The sequence below is a fragment of the Lysinibacillus sp. AR18-8 genome, from assembly GCF_001705465.1.
Classification (GTDB): domain Bacteria; phylum Bacillota; class Bacilli; order Bacillales_A; family Planococcaceae; genus Lysinibacillus; species Lysinibacillus capsici.
The window spans coordinates 242,761-261,823 of record NZ_MDGU01000008.1; the positions used below are offsets into that span (position 1 = coordinate 242,761).

The 19,063-nt window shown below is 37.4% G+C and carries 15 protein-coding genes; 3 read left to right on the plus strand and 12 right to left on the minus strand.

Translation table 11 applies throughout. The features are described from left to right. Nucleotides 1-31 precede the first annotated feature (31 nt). From BFM98_RS07895 to BFM98_RS07925, 7 genes are all read right to left on the minus strand, one after another. Entirely contained in the window at nt 32-1,174 is a 1,143-nt protein-coding gene (locus BFM98_RS07895; RefSeq protein WP_036078132.1) for an acyl-CoA dehydrogenase, read from the minus strand. 120 nt (nt 1,175-1,294) lie between these two features. Continuing rightward, the gene (locus tag BFM98_RS07900; RefSeq protein WP_036078131.1) at nt 1,295-1,912 is read right to left on the minus strand and encodes a TetR/AcrR family transcriptional regulator; all 618 of its coding nucleotides are present in this window, start codon (nt 1,910-1,912) and stop codon (nt 1,295-1,297) included. Between the two features lie 305 nt (nt 1,913-2,217). Further along, nucleotides 2,218-3,270 carry a YkvI family membrane protein gene (locus tag BFM98_RS07905; protein WP_004225538.1) on the minus strand — a complete coding sequence of 351 codons (1,053 nt, stop codon included), beginning with the start codon at nt 3,268-3,270 and terminating at the stop codon, nt 2,218-2,220. A gap of 38 nt (nt 3,271-3,308) precedes the next feature. Then, entirely contained in the window at nt 3,309-4,415 is a 1,107-nt protein-coding gene (menC, locus tag BFM98_RS07910; RefSeq protein WP_066037041.1) for an o-succinylbenzoate synthase, read from the minus strand. Between the two features lies 1 nt (nt 4,416). Then, nucleotides 4,417-5,229 (minus strand): GNAT family N-acetyltransferase, encoded by an 813-nt coding sequence (locus BFM98_RS07915; protein WP_048393343.1) that lies wholly within the window; start codon nt 5,227-5,229, stop codon nt 4,417-4,419. Nucleotides 5,230-5,252: 23 nt separating this feature from the next. Continuing rightward, nucleotides 5,253-6,368, minus strand: a complete 1,116-nt coding sequence (locus BFM98_RS07920; protein ID WP_066037042.1) for a M20 peptidase aminoacylase family protein — start codon at nt 6,366-6,368, stop codon at nt 5,253-5,255. Between the two features lie 5 nt (nt 6,369-6,373). Then, nucleotides 6,374-7,243, minus strand: a complete 870-nt coding sequence (locus BFM98_RS07925) for a MurR/RpiR family transcriptional regulator (protein ID WP_004225544.1) — start codon at nt 7,241-7,243, stop codon at nt 6,374-6,376. Nucleotides 7,244-7,477: 234 nt separating this feature from the next. On the opposite strand from BFM98_RS07925, the gene BFM98_RS07930 reads away from it, so the two are divergent. Further along, the gene (locus tag BFM98_RS07930) at nt 7,478-9,667 is read left to right on the plus strand and encodes a DNA topoisomerase III (RefSeq protein WP_066037043.1); all 2,190 of its coding nucleotides are present in this window, start codon (nt 7,478-7,480) and stop codon (nt 9,665-9,667) included. A 235-nt stretch (nt 9,668-9,902) separates the two neighbouring features. Here the strand turns inward: BFM98_RS07930 and BFM98_RS07935 are convergent, their stop codons facing one another. The 5 genes from BFM98_RS07935 to BFM98_RS07955 form a co-directional block, all read right to left on the minus strand. Continuing rightward, nucleotides 9,903-10,973 (minus strand): glycosyltransferase family 2 protein, encoded by a 1,071-nt coding sequence (locus BFM98_RS07935; protein ID WP_066037044.1) that lies wholly within the window; start codon nt 10,971-10,973, stop codon nt 9,903-9,905. Between the two features lie 156 nt (nt 10,974-11,129). Continuing rightward, nucleotides 11,130-11,882 (minus strand): hypothetical protein, encoded by a 753-nt coding sequence (locus tag BFM98_RS07940; RefSeq protein ID WP_066037045.1) that lies wholly within the window; start codon nt 11,880-11,882, stop codon nt 11,130-11,132. A gap of 1 nt (nt 11,883) precedes the next feature. Next, a complete protein-coding gene (locus BFM98_RS07945; RefSeq protein WP_066037046.1) occupies nt 11,884-15,666 on the minus strand; it encodes a DEAD/DEAH box helicase in 3,783 nt (1,260 codons plus the stop codon). Between the two features lie 112 nt (nt 15,667-15,778). Beyond that, a complete protein-coding gene (locus tag BFM98_RS07950) occupies nt 15,779-16,333 on the minus strand; it encodes an NADPH-dependent FMN reductase (protein WP_026023374.1) in 555 nt (184 codons plus the stop codon). Nucleotides 16,334-16,461: 128 nt separating this feature from the next. Next, nucleotides 16,462-17,292, minus strand: coding sequence for an oxidoreductase (locus BFM98_RS07955; protein WP_066037047.1), 831 nt, complete (start codon nt 17,290-17,292; stop codon nt 16,462-16,464). Nucleotides 17,293-17,609: 317 nt separating this feature from the next. Between BFM98_RS07955 and BFM98_RS07960 the strand changes: the two genes are divergently transcribed. After that, complete coding sequence (locus BFM98_RS07960; protein ID WP_066037048.1) at nt 17,610-18,656, plus strand: PseG/SpsG family protein; 1,047 nt, start codon at nt 17,610-17,612, stop codon at nt 18,654-18,656. Nucleotides 18,657-18,848: 192 nt separating this feature from the next. Next, entirely contained in the window at nt 18,849-19,034 is a 186-nt protein-coding gene (locus BFM98_RS07965; RefSeq protein WP_004225556.1) for an SE1832 family protein, read from the plus strand. Nucleotides 19,035-19,063: the final 29 nt, after the last annotated feature.

A 19,063-nucleotide genomic window follows, 5' to 3' on the forward strand; every position in this document is an offset into this window, starting at 1 on the left:
TATTTATGCTATTTAACTTAACTGATGATGATTAACAGCCAATTAGACGAGAAATAACAAGACGTTGAATTTCAGATGTTCCTTCACCGATTTCCATTAATTTAATGTCACGTAAATGACGTTCTACATCATATTCTTTCATATATCCAGAACCACCATGAATTTGGATTGCTTGATTACATGTACGGAAGCCCATTTCAGAAGCAAATAGTTTAGCCATCGCAGCTTCTTTGCCAAATGGCTTCTTTTGATCTTTTAACCATGCCGCTTTATGTACTAGCGTACGAGCAAGCTCTATTTCCATCGCCATATCCGCTAATTTAAATTGGATCGCTTGTAGCTTCGAAATAGGTGCACCAAATTGCTCACGTTCCTTCGCGAATTTTAGTGCCTTTTCATAAGCAGCCTGGGCAATTCCAACAGAAAGAGCAGCGATGGAAATACGACCACCATCCAATGTATTTAAAAACTGGCTAAAGCCACGTTTTTCATCCCCTAATAGATTTGTTCTTGGGACACGGACATTTTCTAACACAATTTCACATGTATTGGAGCCACGTACACCCATTTTGTCATAATTACAGTTGATTGTTACGCCTGGTGTGTTTGTTGGCACAATAATAGAAGAAATAATCTTTTTACCATCCTCACGTTTACCTGTTACCGCCGTTACAATAATTTGTCGAGCATATCCTGCATTAGTGATCCAGCATTTCTCTCCATTAATAATGTAGTCATCACCATCAATAACAGCTGTAGTACGTGTGCCCCCTGCATCTGAACCTGCATTTGGCTCTGTTAAACCGAATGATCCTAATGTCTCACCCTTAGCTAATGGAACTAGCCACTCTTGCTTTTGCTCCTCTGTGCCGAAGTTGTAAATTGGTGAGGCTCCTAAGCTAACAGCAGCTGCATAGCTTAACCCTGTGCCCCCACATGCTCGACCAATCTCCTCTACAGCTAAAGCGTAGGACACCGTATCACCACCTGATCCACCATATTCCTCAGGAAACGGGATACCCAATAAGCCTAGTTCTGCCATTTTCTTAAAGCTCTCTATTCTCATTGTTGATGTCTCATCAACCTCACGAGCATACGGTTTAATCTCCTTCTCAGCAAAATCACGCACCATGTCTCGAATCATTTCTTGCTCTTTTGTTAATTCAAAATTCATCCCTAATCCCCCTATTTTTGAATTTGCCATAGTAGATGTAGCTCAAGAACAATTGCTTACAGTGAAATACCGACTAGTCGGTTTGTAAAAACAAATAATAAAACCAGTGTTTCCTACTGGCTACCCCTTTATTATAAATTGCTTCGCTTCTCCCATGGCTTGCTCTGTCACAATTGCCCGTAATACCATATCGGTAAAAACATCTGTGATTTGCTCCATCGTTAATGGTCCTGATTGCTTAAACCATTTGTACGTCCAGTTAATCATCCCGACAATTGCCATTGTTACAATTGTACAAGGTAATTCGGTACGAAAAACCTTTGCTTCCTGACCCTCTGCTATCACTCTTTGTAAAATATCACGATAGTGATCTCGCTTTTTATGGATGATGTCACTATATTCATCTGAGAGTGAACGACTTTCTTCATAAAAAATCGTAATATGTGCTTGATACATATCAAATACTTGTGTCAGTGTTTGCAGCATGGCACACAAACGTGTGATAGGTGTATCGAATTTGTCATATGCAGCTTGCGATTGTTGAATGACATATGAAATAAAGACATCATGAATTTCATACAACAGTTCATCTTTTGATTTAAAATTATGATAAAATCCACCCTTTGATGCCCCAATATATTCCACAATACGATCCACGGTTACATTGTGATAACCATCTTGTTGAAACAATTCAACTGAAGCGTCTACAATTCTTTGTTTTAACGTTTTCTTTACCATAGGCCCTATCATCCTTCATCTAGCTCTATACTTCATCACTCCTTATAATCAGGAAAAACCCCTCAACCCTTAGAGTATTCTATTTTTTCCTAATTATAAAAATACTATGACAATACAAATATAACATTCTCAAAAATTGGTGTCTAGCACCGAATAGCTTTTTTCTATAGTTTCGAGCATAATTTTTACTTAAAACAGCATGGATAGATTTCGCAAACACAAATTAACTGTATGATATATATCTTGCTTTCATCACAAAAAAACAAAAAAATTTCCCTTACGTTCACAAAAGGGAAATTTTTACTTTATAAAGTTTTTGGTAGTTTACGTAGCCACGAAATAATAACAGCAACAATCAAGGCGAAACCTAAGTAGCCCATTGTTGAATAGACTTTACCAACTAATGTAGTAAATCCTACTAGGCTTGCAGCAAAACCTATTAATCCTATAACTACAATAGCTACTTTAAAATATTGATGGTCTGGCGCAATAAATCGAACTGTAAATGAATAGAACATCCCTACCGCAGTATTGTACATCATGCCTAATAAAGCAATAGACATTAAGACACCTACTATAGGGTGAATTTGTTTTGCTAATTCTAATGTTGGCATTGCTACTCCATCAATAACATTTATTTTAGCAAACATGGCTATATTGATTAATACAATTAAGATACCAAGCATTAAACCGCCAAGTAGTCCACCTCTGCCAGCAACTTTGCGGTCCTTTACTGTTCCACCCATTACAATTAACATTGCTGCACCAGCAGCGATATTATAGGAAACATAAAGTAACGCTCCCATTAACCAATTAGATGCTGCAGATGATTGTGCTTTCGCTAAAGTATTTTGCTCTGCAATGGATATATCCATCGTAAAGATAGAATAAATCAAAATAATAAAAATGATACCCATTAAATAAGGGGTAACCAATGCTATTAAATTAATAATATTATTAACATTTAATAGTAAGGTTAGTATAGTTATAACAACCATAAAAATACTACCAACTACTGGATTGATGCCAAACATCTGATGAAATGTTGAGCCTGATCCAGCAAACATGACAACAGCAACGCCAAATAAGAAAAACGTGATAACGATATCTAAAATAATGCCAACATATCGCCCTCCTATATGATAGATCACCTCTTTATGTGATGTTGTTTGTAAATCTGTTCCTAATTGAGCTAAACTCATTCCTAAAAATGCGAAGGCAAGGGTAGCAACAATGGCACCTACCATACTGTACAAACCAAAGCTAGTAAAGTACTGCATTATTTCCTGACCCGATGCAAACCCTGCTCCAACAATTAAGCCTACAAATGCTCCACCTATCTGCCAACTTTTTTTCATAGCCCACCTACTATTCTAATATAAGAAATTAAGTCTATTTATTGATATGTTTTCTGTGCGACTGTGAAGGAATTAACCGTTTCCCTATTTATTTCATAACCAATTCCTACTTGTTGTGGTACTTCAATATAACCATCTTTTACAACTACTTCTGGTTCGATAATATCCTTTTCCCAATATCGATTAGAGCCAGCAGTATCTCCCGGTAATATAAAATTTGACAACGTTGTTAAGGCTACATTGTGCGCACGACCAATACCAGATTCTAACATGCCGCCACACCATACTGGGATGTTATGTGTCTCACAATAATCATGTATTTTTTTTGCTTCTGTTAGGCCACCAACACGACCAATTTTTATGTTTATAATTTTGGTGCTCCCTAGTTCTATAGCCTTTCGTGCATCTTCTAACGAATGGATACTTTCGTCCAAACAAATTGGTGTTTCCATTAATTTTTGTAATGAAGCATGGTCGATAATGTCATCTGAAGCCAATGGTTGCTCAATCATTGTTAAGTTAAATGCATCAAGTTGTTTCAATGTTTCAGTATCCTCTAGACGATAGGCTGAATTGGCATCAGCCATAAAGGCTACATCAGGAAATGTTTCCCTTAATGTACGCATAACCTCTATATCCCAGCCCGGTTTTATTTTGATTTTCATGCGCTTATAGCCTTCCTTTACATAGCCGTTAACTAATGTTACTAACTCCTCGATCGAATTTTGTATGCCGATACTAATACCTACTTCAATTTTATCCTTTTTACCACCAAGTGCTGTTGCTAGGGATTGGCCAGTTTGCTGTGCATATATATCCCAAATAGCTCCTTCTATCGTCGATTTCGCCATATTATTTTTGCGAATCGGCTCAAATAATTGACTCACTTCATCGGGGTGATGAATCTCTTTATTTAAAATAAGAGGAATGAGGAAGTCTTCAAGCATATGCCAGTTTGTTTGAAGTGTTTCTTCATTGTACCAAGGTGAATGAAAGGCAACTGATTCTCCCCAACCAATTAAGCCTGTCTCATCTTTTGCCTCCAGGACTAAAAAGTCCCTCTCATCAAACGTGCCAAAGCTTGTTGTAAACGGTGTTTTTAATTTCATCTTCAATTGTCGTATTGTGATTTCTGTAATTTTCATATTAAAATGCTCCTTCCAAATTTAAAGCTGCTTTTTTCACTAAAACATATTCGTTATAGCATTCTCGTTGTTGCAGTGAAATTGCTGCATACCCTGCTGAAAATAGTTGCTTTAGTATAGTTCTTGTTTTGAAACGCCAATCCAATGCTAAGCTAGGATTTTGTGCTTTTAAGGCTTGAAAGTCCTTAGGAACAGGTAGCGTATACAACTCTTCTACAAATTCAAAATTTTCAGTCATTTTTAAACATAATAAGCCCTGCTTTGTAAGTTCACAGCTTGCCACTGGTTTTGCATCCGCTACTTCTATTGTAATGTCGTTCACCACATAATCTGAAGTTAAATGCCAGCTCACCTCAAATCGATCAGAGGGTAGCCCTTTATTGAAACCATCCTGCATTTCACCGTAGCAATTTTCTATATAGGTATAGCAAATACCCTTTAATTTAGATAAATTAAGATAAGCATTTCGGGTTTCAAGAGGGTCAAATGTCCATACCATTAAGTCATAGCCACGTTCAATAGCAATAGCTCGCTGTTCGTACTTTAACTTTTCTCCTATGCCTAGTGATCGATATTTTTCATCAATCCCTAGCATATGAGAGCATAGATAGCTTTTTCCTTCTCGAAAACCCGCAAAACCATAACTAAATCCGACTAATTTATCTTCTTGATAGGCACCTACAACGATGCCCCCATTTTTCACTGCTGTCAGCGTTTGATGGAGAGGAATAGCAGACATTCCCCATACATTCAACTCTAATTGCTGAACCTGCTCAAGTTGTTCTATTGTTTTGATTTCTCTTATCTCTATCATAGCTATCTCTTCTTTCTATATCTTTATAATGCTCTCAAAATAGCCCTTGTAATAATATTTACTCCTACTAACAGCCGGTCTTGATTAAAGGTCATTTGCGGATGATGTAAGCCAGGAGTAACCCCACAGCCTAATCCAAGCATTGTAGCTTTAAGCTTCGGACGTTCATAGGTATAAAAATGAAAATCCTCCCCTCCTGGTGTAACAACTGATGGAGCGCAAGCCTTTTCCCCAACTACATCAATAATAGCTGCCTTCATATGTTGTAAGGCTTCATCATTCACCAATGCTGCCACTATATGAGCATCTACCTGTAAGGTAATCTTGGCACCATACATCGCTTCAACAGAGGCTTTTACACGCTCCACCCCCTCTGTGATTACCTGCATCACTTCATTTGTTTGGGCCCTTGCATCAATGCTAAAGGTTGCTTTACCAGGAATAATATTTGTAGAGGTGCCTCCCGCATTAAACTGTGTCATTTTGACAGAGGCAGAGATAGTTGGATCAGTCCAAATTTTTTGAAGACCTTCGACAATAGCTGCTCCAACCTCAATTGCATTAACGCCAAGTTCTGGTCGTGAGCCATGTGCCTCTTCCCCAATAATGGTCCCTGTAAAAAGCTTTGCTGCTCCGTGGTATAACGCTGGCGCATATGACCCATCCTGTAATTCCTTTAATGGGCGAACATGAACACCAAATAAATAATCTAAATCATCTATAATACCTTTTTCGACAAATGCGCGTGCTCCTTGGGCCTTTTCCTCAGCAGGCTGAAATAGTATGCGTACAGCACCTGACAGTAAATGCTCCATGTCCTTTAACAGCAATGCAGTTCCAATAGCCATCGTCATATGACCATCATGTCCACAAGAATGGTTAGCTTGAAAGACACCATTAACCTCCTGCCAAAGTGCATCTATATCAGTGCGGAACCCTACTCTAGGTGTTCCCTCCCCTATATCAACATAAAGTCCTGTCATATCTTCAAAAAGGTATGGCTCCATTTGGGCCTCTCTTAATAAATTTGCTATATATTGAGTTGTATTGTGCTCTTGCCAACTAACTTCTGGATGTTCATGTAAATGTTTAAAAATATCTGTAAGAAGTGGCTGTAACTCTTGTAAAATTTGGTTCATATTAGTCAACTCCATCGGTTTGCTAAAAAGCTATTTTGAAAATCGTCATATTTTACGCGCTGATTTTCATAATAGTCATGATCTTGAGCAGTCATTCCTGCTATTAGTGTATTTAAAAATGCTATGAGTGCTGGCATAGCATCAATTGTTGAAACTTCTTGTTGTTGTTCATTCACAAAGGTGATAGTTGCATATTGAGTAATAGGTGCAATTTGAGAATCGGTTATGCCAATAATCTCACATTTTTTTTCTTGTAATTCGGCTGCAAATTGGATCGGCTCTTTAAAGTAACGGTGGAATGATAAAATAATTACTACACTATTTTCATCAATCTCTTGAATAGCACGTATGACCTCACTTGTTTCAAAATTTAATAAAACAACATTCGGTCGCAAAAGATTTAATGTAAAATGAAGCCACTGTGCAGCTAAATGGGAAGAGCCATTCCCTGCAATATATATTTTTTTCTTCTCATGGAGCAATACTGAAGCTCGATTAAAGTCTTCCTCGTTAATGTTTTTAGCCATATTTAAAATGCGAGATGCATCCTTTTCCATCGTCTTTACATAAAAACGTGGATTTTCAAAAAGAGCTTGCTTCGATTGCAAATAATTCTGCAAACTACTTGCATTCCCTTCATTAAATAAATGCATGGTTACCTGACGTTGCAATTGTGCATAACCAGATAAGCCTAATGCGTAACAAAAACGGATAACTGTCGTTTCACTTACTCCGGCCTTTTCCCCTACATATGAAGCAGAGTGGATTCCTACTGTCTGTAAATTTTTTAATATGAATGTAGCTACCTTTTGTTGACTTTTAGACAACTCTTGATATTTCTCTTGAATCATTTGCTGAATTGTTTGATCTCTCATAAAAGAAGCTCATCCTTTTTTTATTTATACTATGAAGCCATTACTTCATTTTCATGTACACTAGACTAACATAATAATTTTCAGAATTCAATATTTTTTCTGAAATTTATACTTTCTTAACTGTTACCTGCCTAAATCATCCTCCGACATTTAATAAATTCGCTTCAGTTAAACTGCGAACCCACTCAACCTATGCTATATTTAAAACCATGGAACTATGAAAGGGTGTTAACAATGGCAAAGAGCTTAGTAATTGCTGAAAAACCTTCTGTAGCACGTGATATTGCACGTGTGCTGAAGTGTAATAAAAAAGGAAATGGCTTCCTTGAAGGAGATAAATATATTGTGACTTGGGCGCTTGGACATCTTGTAACACTGGCTGACCCAGAAAGCTATGATGTGAAATATAAAACATGGAATCTTGAAGATCTCCCCATGTTACCTGAACGCTTAAAATTAACGGTTATAAAGCAAACTGGAAAGCAATTTAATGCGGTCAAAAGTCAGCTTACACGTAATGATGTTAATGAAATCATCATTGCTACAGATGCTGGACGTGAAGGTGAATTAGTAGCACGCTGGATACTTGATAAAGTGAAAATTAAAAAGCCTTTGAAACGCTTATGGATTTCCTCTGTTACAGATAAGGCAATAAAAGATGGGTTTGCCAATCTAAAGCCAGGCAATGCATATGATAATCTCTATGCCTCTGCTGTAGCTCGCTCAGAGGCAGATTGGTATATCGGGCTTAATGCTACTCGTGCTTTAACTACCCGCTTTAACGCACAGTTGAATTGCGGACGTGTACAAACACCAACAGTAGCAATAATTGCTGCACGTGAAGATGAAATTAAAAACTTTAAGGCACAAACTTATTATGGTATTGAAGCGCAAACAACTGATAACTTAAAGCTCACATGGCAAGACCAAAATGGTAATAGTCGTAGCTTTGATAAAGATAAAATCGATACACTGGTGAAAAAAATAGGAAATAGCAATGCCATCGTTGCGGACATTGAAAAGAAACCTAAAAAATCATTTGCACCTGGACTTTATGATTTAACTGAATTGCAGCGAGATGCCAATAAAATCTTCGGCTACTCAGCGAAAGAAACATTGAATATCATGCAAAAACTCTATGAGCAACATAAAGTGTTAACTTATCCACGTACGGATTCTCGCTTTATTTCACAGGATATCATTGCCACACTACCAGAACGCTTAAAGGCCTGTGGTATTGGTGAATATCGCTCCATCGCCAATAAACTGCTTACTAAACCAATCAAGCCAACAAAGGCCTTTGTCGACGATAGTAAAGTATCAGATCATCATGCAATTATTCCAACAGAGGGCTATGTAAATTATTCAGCTTTCACAGATAAGGAACGTAAAATTTATGATCTTGTTGTAAAGCGTTTCCTAGCTGTTCTACTCCCTGCTTTTGAATATGAACAACTAACACTGCGTGCAAAAATTGGCGATGAAAGCTTTATTGCTCGTGGAAAAACGATTTTATCATCTGGCTGGAAGGAAGTTTATGAGCATCGCTTTGATGATGAGGACACAACAGATGACGTAAAGGAACAAATACTACCACGCATTGATAAGGGCGATATATTAAAAGTAAAGCTTATTGCCCAAACTTCTGGTCAAACAAAGCCACCTGCTCGATTTAATGAAGCTACTCTTTTATCAGCCATGGAAAACCCAACAAAATATATGGCAACGAATGATAAAAAATTAGCCGATACATTAAAATCTACGGGCGGTCTTGGCACAGTCGCTACACGTGCAGATATTATTGAAAAGCTTTTCAATTCCTTCTTAATAGAAAAGCGTGGTGGCAAAGATATTTATATTACCTCTAAAGGTCGTCAACTACTCGACCTAGTGCCAGAGGAATTAAAATCCCCTGCCCTGACAGCAGATTGGGAGCAAAAGCTTGAACTTATTGCAAAGGGCAAGCTAAAAAAAGGTGTATTTATTAGCGAGATGAAAAATTACACAAAGGAAATTGTTACAGAGATTAAGGGTAGTGACAAAAAGTATAAGCATGATAATATCTCTACCAAATCATGTCCTGATTGCGGTAAACCAATGCTTGAAGTGAATGGCAAGAAAGGAAAAATGCTTGTCTGCCAAGATCGCGAATGTGGTCATCGGAAAAATGTCTCACGTACCACAAATGCACGTTGTCCACAATGTCATAAAAAATTAGAGCTTCGCGGAGAAGGTGATGGTCAAATTTTCGTTTGTAAATGTGGCTATCGCGAAAAATTATCAGCCTTTGAAGCAAGACGTAAAAAAGAAGGCGGAGGCAAGGTCGACAAGCGCTCCGTACAAAAGTACTTAAAGCAGCAAAACAACGAGGAGCCTGTGAACAATGCACTTGCTGAAGCATTGAAGGGGTTAAAGTTCGATTAATTAAAAGGGCAAATTCACTCTATATGTGAATTTGCTCTTTTATTATGCATACTCACCCCATCTAAACATATCTTGAATTGACTGAATATTCTATATCGAGGGAGGTTTTTAATGGAAGCAAAAAATTTTAGGCCACGTAATGTAATTTTTATGACGGTTGTTGTAGGTGTCTCTGTGTTAATTGGCCAAGCTATTTATGTCTTGTTTATTTATGTACCTTTTCCATAAGAAAGATTTATATCTTTAATTGACTAAGTAAATATTTCCCATTATTGATTATTTCCTGATGATTCGGTTTCCATTTTTGTGCCTCTAGATTATGCTGATAGGCATTTTCAAATAACCGTAACTCCCTGTATAAAAGGCTTAATTGTAGATGAGGAATCCATGTTGAATAAGCACGCTTTTGGATAGTCATTGTATCGGCAGGAGCTTGTTGCAAGGCTTGAGAGTACCAGTAAATAGCCTCTTTATGTTTTAATTGCTCCATAAAAAATTGGCCCATTCGGCAACATGCTTCTGGCTTTGGTCGATCATATAAGAAAGATTGCAAAACAGCTTGCTGTGCTTGTTGATCATCATGTAAACGTCGATAGCATTCCCCTACATGTAAACAAGCCTCAATGCGATTATCTATAGTGCCTAAGTTGCTATCCAAAAATAGATTGTATTGATTAATAGCTTCTAGGTAACGGTGATGTAATTTTAGTTCATTCGCATAATGAAATGTCTCAATTGCTGAAAGAGAATGTCCATTCTTTATTAATCCCTCATAAATACGTATATTGCGATGAATATCTTTCGTTAACGGTAAATGTGTGACAGCGATATCACTATGATAGAGCTGCCCTGACACCCTTAAATTCTCATGAACAGCACCCTCCCATTGAAAATGATTCGCCCTTTTTACTAGACGAAACTTTCGTTCACTACACTCCACTTCCCCATCACAATCAAGCGTCAAATAATAATCCATTGTTACAGCATCAATAGAAGGAAATAACGATTGCTTTAGTTGGCTGAACTTGTGCTGATTTTCCTTTGTCATAACATCATCAGCATCAAGCCATAAAATATAGTCTTTTGTTGCCTGCTGAAAGGAAAAATTTCGTGCTTTGGCAAAATGATCACACCAGGAAAATTCATAAATTCGAGAGGTGAAATTTTGGACAATCTCTTTTGTACGATCAGTTGAACCAGTATCAATAATATTAATCTCATCCACGAGGTGCTGAACCGAATCTAAGCATCTTTCAATCGTACATTGTGCATTTCTAACAATCATACATAAACTAATCGTTAACATCTGTCCCCTCCTTAACAATGGTTTAATTTATGCTAATGCAGTATTTTATCGAAAAAATTTTTCGATTATCACCTAACTCTGTAAATTTATAATGTAAAACAAAAAAAACGAACGCGATTTACGTTCGTTTTTTCTAGCAATTGAAATCCTATTGAATCAAGATAAATATTGCTCACGCCATGTTAATTGTTCTTCGTCTGTAAGCTGTTGCTCTAAATGATGATCCCATTGATTGAGTAATGTATTCCATACTCGTACAAATACTATATCCTGTTCCTTATCATAAAGGACAAACTCTAAACATGGGCTATCATTAATTTGTTGAGCTTCTGTTTGAACAATTTTTGCAATGACTTTCTGAGAGCTACCTTCCTCTTCTTCATCCGCTTCCTGTAAAGCTGCAATCACCATGGACTCCTCAAATTGTTCCTGTTGTTCTGCCTCTTTGTCAATATAACGATAGAGCTCTGGCAATTCATCATATTCATCATTACTCGTATCGATAGTGAGAAACGATTGATGGCAAGGACTAAAGTAAAGCGTGGAGGTTTCTTCCTCTAGTTCTTCTTCAAAAATACCTCGTTCTAGCTGCCTCTGTCCTTTTTCAGTTAGCCTATAGAAATTATCTTCATTCCTCACAAGGTTTACTCGAATCATTAAAGAAACCAAGTCTTCAATAAATAATGGGTCTACAAGCAATAGCTCGCTCAATTCCTGTGCGTTGCTAAAATCCGCCTCTTGAATACTAAGCAGAAGCATTGTCATTAAGACATCCATTGTTGAACGACGAACAGGCTCATAGGTCACATCAACTGTTCGAATGGGAATACACCATTCAGCCGTTTTGACAATCTTAATATTACGATTCTGCTGAAGCTCACGCATTAGTCGTTGTTGTAATTTTGACAATCTATATCACCAATCCTTCATGATTACGTAAGCCATCGTAGGATTTTACTGTTTTTAATAAATTCGCATACATCTCTCTTGTCTCTTGATGTTTTGCACGTTTTGCAAACATTTCTGCACTTCCAACAAGCAGTAGTAACTCACGGGCACGAGATAGCGCGACATTTAATCGACGATAATCTCTGGCAAAGCCAATATCCCCGCCTTTAGGTGTATTACGAACCATGCTCACTAAAATGACATCCATTTCCATCCCTTGGAATTTATCAACAGTCCCTGTTCTAAATTGCAGATGTGGTAGCTGTAATTCTTGCTGAAGAAGGCGATTAATTTTCTTTACCTGCTCACCGTAGAAACTGATGACACCAACGCTTTTTTGAGCATCCTGCGGCATACGCCCTGCTTCTTTTGCTGCCTTCACCGCTTCATTGAGATCTAGTAAAATACGTCTAATTGTAAGCAATTCTCCTTCATTAAAACGACTCGTTCCCCCTTTTACTTGCTCCTCTAAATAAGGTTTTTCTGTTGGAATATCAATCCACAGTAAATGGTCATCACGTTTTATAAACTGCCCTTCTAAGCCATGATCTCTTGCTGCATCCGAATCTGGTAAGCCACATTGCAAGCCATTTTCTTCTTCCGCATAAAATGGTGTGATACTTTGCATGATTTTCTCATGCATGCGGTATTGCAATGCTAGCATTTGCTTATGTGTTGGTGGCAAATTATTAAATAAACGCTCAAATAATGATTCACGCAACAGATTTTTTAATTCCTGTGCGCCTTCAAAGTTTGGATTTTCTTCTAGCATTGTCTTTAATGTTTCCTCCAGCGTATCATCCCCAAGTAATGGTGGTAGCTGATGATGATCACCTACTAAAATAACTTTCTTCCCCTTTAGCATTGGTAAGAGCAATTCTGGTGGTGTTGCCTTTGAAACTTCATCAATAATAACCACATCAAAGGTCGGATAATTTTCCATAAACTCCTTACTGGCAGAAGCTACGCATGTTGTACCAATAACGTTCGCATGACGCACATACAATTTTCGAATTTCATCTAAATCATACTCTGTTGCGTTTTGTAATTTTTCACGCCATTGTTCTTGTAGTTTTTTGTGAAGAGGTAGCTGTTTTTCCTGACGTTGGAATGCTTCGATTGCTTGCTTTGCAGTTTGAATAGCTTCCTTCACCTCTTCAGCCGTTCGTTCTGGCATAGATTGTAAAAGCTTTGTATAGGTAGCTAGTTGCTTTTCTTTCTTCAATCCAGCTATATTAATATCTTTTATTTGTTCTTCTATCTGCGTTAGCTGCTGTTCTACTTCCTGCAAGTTTGTTTGGACAGTCTGTAAAGAGGCTTGTTTAGGAACGAGTTGTACTTTAGCCTGTTCCACTGCCTCAAGCTGCTGCTTTGCTTGTAGAAGAGACTCTCTAGCTTGTGAGGCAAGAATTTTTAAATATTCTACAGATTCTTCTGGTTCTTCAGTAATCTGAAAGGCGTTTGCTAATTGTTGTAACCGCTCAGTATGCTGTATAAATGGTTGGAGCTGCCGCTGGTAACTTTGCACATCAAAGCTAGTTATTGCACACTCCTGGTGAATTAAAGTTACTAGATTTTTACGAAAAGTTTCGTATTCCTGATCTTTATGCTCTTGCTGTTGCTTTAGTGCTATTCCCTTTTGCCAAACAAAATCACGACGCATATATAGCCCGAGCAAATAACTTTCAATAACATCACTTGCTGGTGCTTGACCATCTTGAAAAGCCGTGTTTAATTGTACGAATACACCAGTAAGGTTTTGCAAAGAAAACGATTGTACTGGTTGTAGTCTACTTTTAGCAAGGGCACGCTCCTTGACTTCATGCGTAACCAAAGCCTCTAGCTTCACAATTGCTTTTTGTAAACGAGCATTAATCGTTGACCATGCCTCTAAATCTTTCGCATCCTCTAAATGCTGCAAGCGACCTATTTGTTGCGAAAGTACATGAGAAGGGCGAATTTGATAATGTTGTAAAAAACGCTGAATAAGCTCAAATGAGGTTAAGGTGTATATATATTTTTGCGCTTCCTTCATGATTACTAGACGATTACTTTCGATTTCATATTTCTGCTGTATCTCTTCAAATTGCTGTGTTAACTGGTGCTTTTGTTCTTGTAGTTCTTTATATTGAGCAGCAGCCTCTAGATGTTTCACTTTTTCAGTAGTTTCTTGAATCGTACCCTGTAGTTGCTCGACTGAAGGGTAATCAGCAAGTGTCTGTTCAAGCTGCTGTACAATTGGCTCAATTTGTGCGAGCTGTTTTTCATAATGCTCTTTTTGAGTCTCACATGTTTGTTGCTCTGTTTTAGCAGCCTTCAATTCTTTTTTTAATGTTTGAATCTCTTGCTGTAAAATGGGTTCTTCAATAGCTGCCTGCTCTTTTGCAGCAATTTCCTGTGTTAATTGCTCTAGCCATTGCTCTAATTTCTCTAGCTCATCTTTTGCTTTTACAAGGTTTGCTTCTAGCTCTTGCTGACGTTCTGGAAATATTGTAATTGCTTCTTCAATCGCAGCAAGTGTCTGCTCACGCCACTGAAGCGCAACATTTTCCTCTATAAATTTTTTACCCTCTTCCTCAATACTTTCCGTTCTACCATAGCGTAAAATTCGAATTTCTTGATTGGACAGTAAGCGTCCTAATGCATTATCTACAGCTAAATTAGACTGTGAGGCAACAAGTGTTTTTAAGCCTGCTTTAACATTTTGCTGACAAATCTCTGAAATGACAGTTGTTTTCCCCGTACCAGGTGGACCCTGAATGACATACAAATCCTCAACAGATAGTGCACCTAAAACGGCTCGTCGTTGATATTCATTTAAATTATTATGAAACTCAATATCTTCGCGTAGCTTGGATGCGCGAACTGTAGGACGCCGCTCAAACAGTATTGTTTCTAAATTAGGGTTTACTGCCTCACCCTTTTCTAGCTTTGTAAAACCATTACGTAGTCGTCGAATTTGGCTTAATGTTGCAAAATTACTAAAGCTCGCTTGTTTTGAACGAAGATTCAGTTGGTCCTTGCGAGCCAAATCCTGTATAAAAGGCTTTACATCAATTTCTACCGTTTGCTTTCCTGCATTAGCCTTTATAACCTGTCCTATCTCGCCTCGAATTCCTTGAATGCTAACACTTAACCCCTCTAGCTTTTTCCATTCTTTACTCTTTATGTAGGGACATACAATGGTTAAGCGTGTAAAGTCTTCATTGAAATAGCTTTGCTTAAATTCTGTATGAATATCATCAATGGTTGCATCTCGTTCTTGTATTTTTAAATAGCCTTCCCAGCTGGCTATACGTTTTTTTACATACTCTGTACGTTCTTCTGCAATCGGTAGCTGTCTTATTTTGGTGTGCAGCTCAAGTGGAATACCTGCTCCATTATTAGGCTTCGTCACAAATTGTAATGCGGCTGCTAAGCGACGATTTGTGTTAATAGGTCCACGCATATGGACAAATCGAATATTGGTTGCCAGCAATCCTTCCACCTTTAGCACACAATCCATAATAACTGTTTTCTCAGTAAGAATATCGCTTAATTTTTCATTGTCCTCCGCATTAAAGTAGATGGATAAAAAGGTTTCACCAACTGTTTTTGCTTTTCGTTTTTCAATATAGACAGTAAAAGATCTTTGTAACGCAAAAAAGGCATGCTCGTTTGCTGAGCATTCCTCTACCGCTTCCTTCGCCTTATTGGTCAAAATAAGATTACAGCGTTGTTTTTCTAGTAAAGCGATGTCCTGCATGAGCAGCCCTCCTTCCTGAGTCACTAAAGTTTTATTTTATCACATACTAAAACAATACTTACAAAGAAAAATCCCCTGCACAGTGATTTCTTACCACCGTACAAGGGCTATCTTAATGTTGGTCAATTGTTTCTTTGGGCAAGTTCTTGCTCATTTCACAGTATTGAACAAATACACGAGCTAATTCACGTAAACGACTATGAACGTCTGCATCTACAATATTATTATTTGCATCGAAATGTGATGTATGTGTATACACATAGTTTGGCGTAACAAGCGCTCGGAAGTAGTCTAAAATAGGTTTTAGCTGATTTTCGACTACAAGGTGATGCTGATATGTGCCTCCATTTGCAACAATGGATACGGGCTTATAGCGCATTGTTTTAGGGTGTAAGAAGTCAAAGGCATTTTTCAAAACGCCTGGAATAGACGCTTGGAAAATAGGCGTTGCAATAATGTAAGCGTCTGCCTCCTCAAATTGTTGAATCATTTTTTTCATATCATCATTTAATGGAGAACCATCCACAATTTGATGCTTATATTGACTAAAATGCATCATTTCTAACTCGAAACTAGCATCTAATTCTTTAATATATTGCTCTACTTGCTCTAAAATAGCACCAGTTTTACGACCAAACATCGTGCCATCTACGAGTAAAATTTTCATCTTTACTTTGCCTCCACATTCATCTTCTACAATAATATTGTAACAAATGAAAAGTGGCTCGGAAAGGATTGTCATGACAATTGATATAAATTCAGTCTTTAGACGGAACGACAAATTTAATCCCTAAATTAATTATCCTGATCACGTTGTCGGAAATGGACTTCCTTATCAATGACCGTTTCCTCAAGCTTATATTTATCTCGATTAATGACAACCTCACGATTAACTTTCTCGCCTTCATTCAGCTTATCCCAATTAAATAATATCTCTCTTGAAATGTCCTCTTCTGGTACTTCCGGATACTCTAATGTTGCTAACTCATCTGATGGATAAATAGTGACTGGCTGTTGTTTACCATATAGGGCAATGATAATCATAGCCTTTGCCACTTGTGTGGCTTCAATTGCTCTAGAACGTTTTAAAGGTCCAATTAATAAAGGCTGTGCAAGCTTTAATAATTTTTCTCCTGCCTTTTCTCCTAATCGAAATTCATCACGGTTCCCTACTAAGAGTGATGGGCGAATAATGGAAAGCCTTTGTAAGCCTAGTTCCTCTAAATCACGCTCAAGTTTGCCTTTAACTTGATTATAGTAAAATGGAGAATTTTCATTAGCTCCCATTGCAGTAATCACAAGAAAATGAGGGATTCCCCGTTTTTTTGCTAAAGAGGCAATTGCTAACGGGTATTCAAAATCTACCTTTTCAAACATTTCACGAGAGCCTGCCTTTTTAATGGTTGTACCTAAGCAACAATACAATTCATGAGCAAATCCTATATCGTTTTCTTCTATTCTATCAAAATCACGAATTTTCACTTCTAACTTTGGATGCGTATAAGTTAGCTTTCTTCGTGCAATAACTGTTACTGAAATATACTCATCATTTTCACATAATTGTTCAACTAGAGCGGAGCCGGTTAAACCAGTCGCCCCTACAACAATCGCTGCACGCATACTCATTTTTTCTCCCGTCCTTCTACTTATTGATAGTATATCAATTACGCTTATCTTGACACATCGGATTTTAAAAAACATCCCATCATCTCCATTTGTAGAGGGATTTTTCGAACCAAGATAAAGACCTTCCAATTGTTATGTATATTCCTACAATTCGCCTTTCTATATATATCGACCATTTTTTTGATGATTAAAACTGATTAAAGATAGCTATTCTAGAAGATTCCGCTAGAGACATTCATGATCAAATCCTAAATTTTACACATACTTGCTCTTTCTTCGCCATAATTTAAAGAGACAGAGGAAAGGATGGGATACATTTGCAAAACGAAACACACGCAATTGAACCAAAAAAAACGATTGTTTTCATTATTGAAAGCTGTATTGATAAAGGGCTGTATCCTTTTGAACGGGTTTCAACATTAGCTAAACTACTTTCGAATGAGAAGGTTTTTATCTTTGTAAAGACTCCTTCAAATGACGGAATCCAAATTTTAATGAATGAAGGAGTTACTCCTATTCTATTTGATCACTTTAACGAATTACCTAAGCAAATCAAAGGACTTCAACCTGATTTAATTGTTAGAGATGGGCGAAATTCTGAAGGCTGGCAAGTAGAGGAATTACGACCTTTCTGCAAAACAATTATTCATTTTGATGATTTTGGTGAAGGTGGCCAAGCCTGTGATTGTGTATTACTAGCACTCTATCAAGAAGTGAAAGATTATTTACCATCGCATTATATTGGTGGAAGCTTTGTTTTTGCTCTTCCAGATGCCTATCAACATTTCGATAATATACCTGATAGTAAAACACCTGAAAATCCGCCTCATATCGTTGTCGCTTTTGAGGATGGGGACGAGCATAATTTAACGTATCGAACACTTCGACACCTAACTCAACTACAAATACCACTACAAATTACAGTTATGATTGACGACAGCTATCGCCATGCAACGGATGACTTGCAAATGATGGTACTTAGTCGTCGAAATACTGCCATTCTTCGAGATAAAAATGCACTCCTCAAACTACTACCTAAAGCAGATGTCATTATTTGTAATGCTAACTATACACCTTATAAAATTGCCTCTTATGGTGTACCATGCATTACACTTGCACAAACTGAAGCTGAGCTTTTACATGCTTTTCCTCGTGAGCATAATGGCTTTATCCATCTAGGACTTGGTCGTAAAATGAAGCAATCACAAATCCAAAATGCTGTCATGGAATTTCTTTTACACGAAGCTCGCAGTGAACGAGCAGTGAGAAAACAGCGACAACTCAATCTTGCTGGTAATAATGAAACACTTCAAGCTTTACTCTTAGATTTTGCTTACGATCGTCATAATATCGCTTCTACTTAGTGCTACTTCGAAGATGATTATGATACAATATATAAGAATTTTTCACTCCAACAGCTCTTACAGTAGTTGGGACATAAATAAATTCAACAAGTACCCGATTGATTTTAAAGAATAAGCGGTGGGGGATTCTTAAAACCTCCATCGCTTTTACACGCATTCACTATAAAAATATTCTCAAAAGGAGTAGTCTTCATGCCAACAAAAAGTGATATTGAATACCAAATTAGAGAGTTAAAAATGGACTATATGAATTTACAAGGTGATATAGAAAAGTTGGAGTCTACTGGACACAACGATCAGGTAGCTAAGGCAGAGCAACGTCTTGCGAATATGGAAGCTCAATTAGCAGAACTTAACAAGCAGCTTGCAGAACTATAAAATGTAAACAAGAAAGATAGTTGGAGGAA

Bases quoted from the DNA above. Each gene is read 5' to 3' on its own strand.
- BFM98_RS07930 (WP_066037043.1), top strand. From the start codon at position 7,478: ATGGCAAAGAGCTTAGTAATTGCTGAAAAACCTTCTGTAGCACGTGAT.
- BFM98_RS07915 (WP_048393343.1), bottom strand. From the start codon at position 5,229: ATGATAGAGATAAGAGAAATCAAAACAATAGAACAACTTGAGCAGGTT.
- BFM98_RS07950 (WP_026023374.1), bottom strand. From the start codon at position 16,333: ATGAAAATTTTACTCGTAGATGGCACGATGTTTGGTCGTAAAACTGGT.
- BFM98_RS07955 (WP_066037047.1), bottom strand. From the start codon at position 17,292: ATGAGTATGCGTGCAGCGATTGTTGTAGGGGCGACTGGTTTAACCGGC.
- BFM98_RS07905 (WP_004225538.1), bottom strand. From the start codon at position 3,270: ATGAAAAAAAGTTGGCAGATAGGTGGAGCATTTGTAGGCTTAATTGTT.
- BFM98_RS07935 (WP_066037044.1), bottom strand. From the start codon at position 10,973: ATGTTAACGATTAGTTTATGTATGATTGTTAGAAATGCACAATGTACG.
- BFM98_RS07965 (WP_004225556.1), top strand. From the start codon at position 18,849: ATGCCAACAAAAAGTGATATTGAATACCAAATTAGAGAGTTAAAAATG.
- BFM98_RS07945 (WP_066037046.1), bottom strand. From the start codon at position 15,666: ATGCAGGACATCGCTTTACTAGAAAAACAACGCTGTAATCTTATTTTG.
- BFM98_RS07925 (WP_004225544.1), bottom strand. From the start codon at position 7,243: ATGAGAGATCAAACAATTCAGCAAATGATTCAAGAGAAATATCAAGAG.
- BFM98_RS07920 (WP_066037042.1), bottom strand. From the start codon at position 6,368: ATGAACCAAATTTTACAAGAGTTACAGCCACTTCTTACAGATATTTTT.
- menC (WP_066037041.1), bottom strand. From the start codon at position 4,415: ATGAAAATTACAGAAATCACAATACGACAATTGAAGATGAAATTAAAA.
- BFM98_RS07895 (WP_036078132.1), bottom strand. From the start codon at position 1,174: ATGAATTTTGAATTAACAAAAGAGCAAGAAATGATTCGAGACATGGTG.
- BFM98_RS07900 (WP_036078131.1), bottom strand. From the start codon at position 1,912: ATGGTAAAGAAAACGTTAAAACAAAGAATTGTAGACGCTTCAGTTGAA.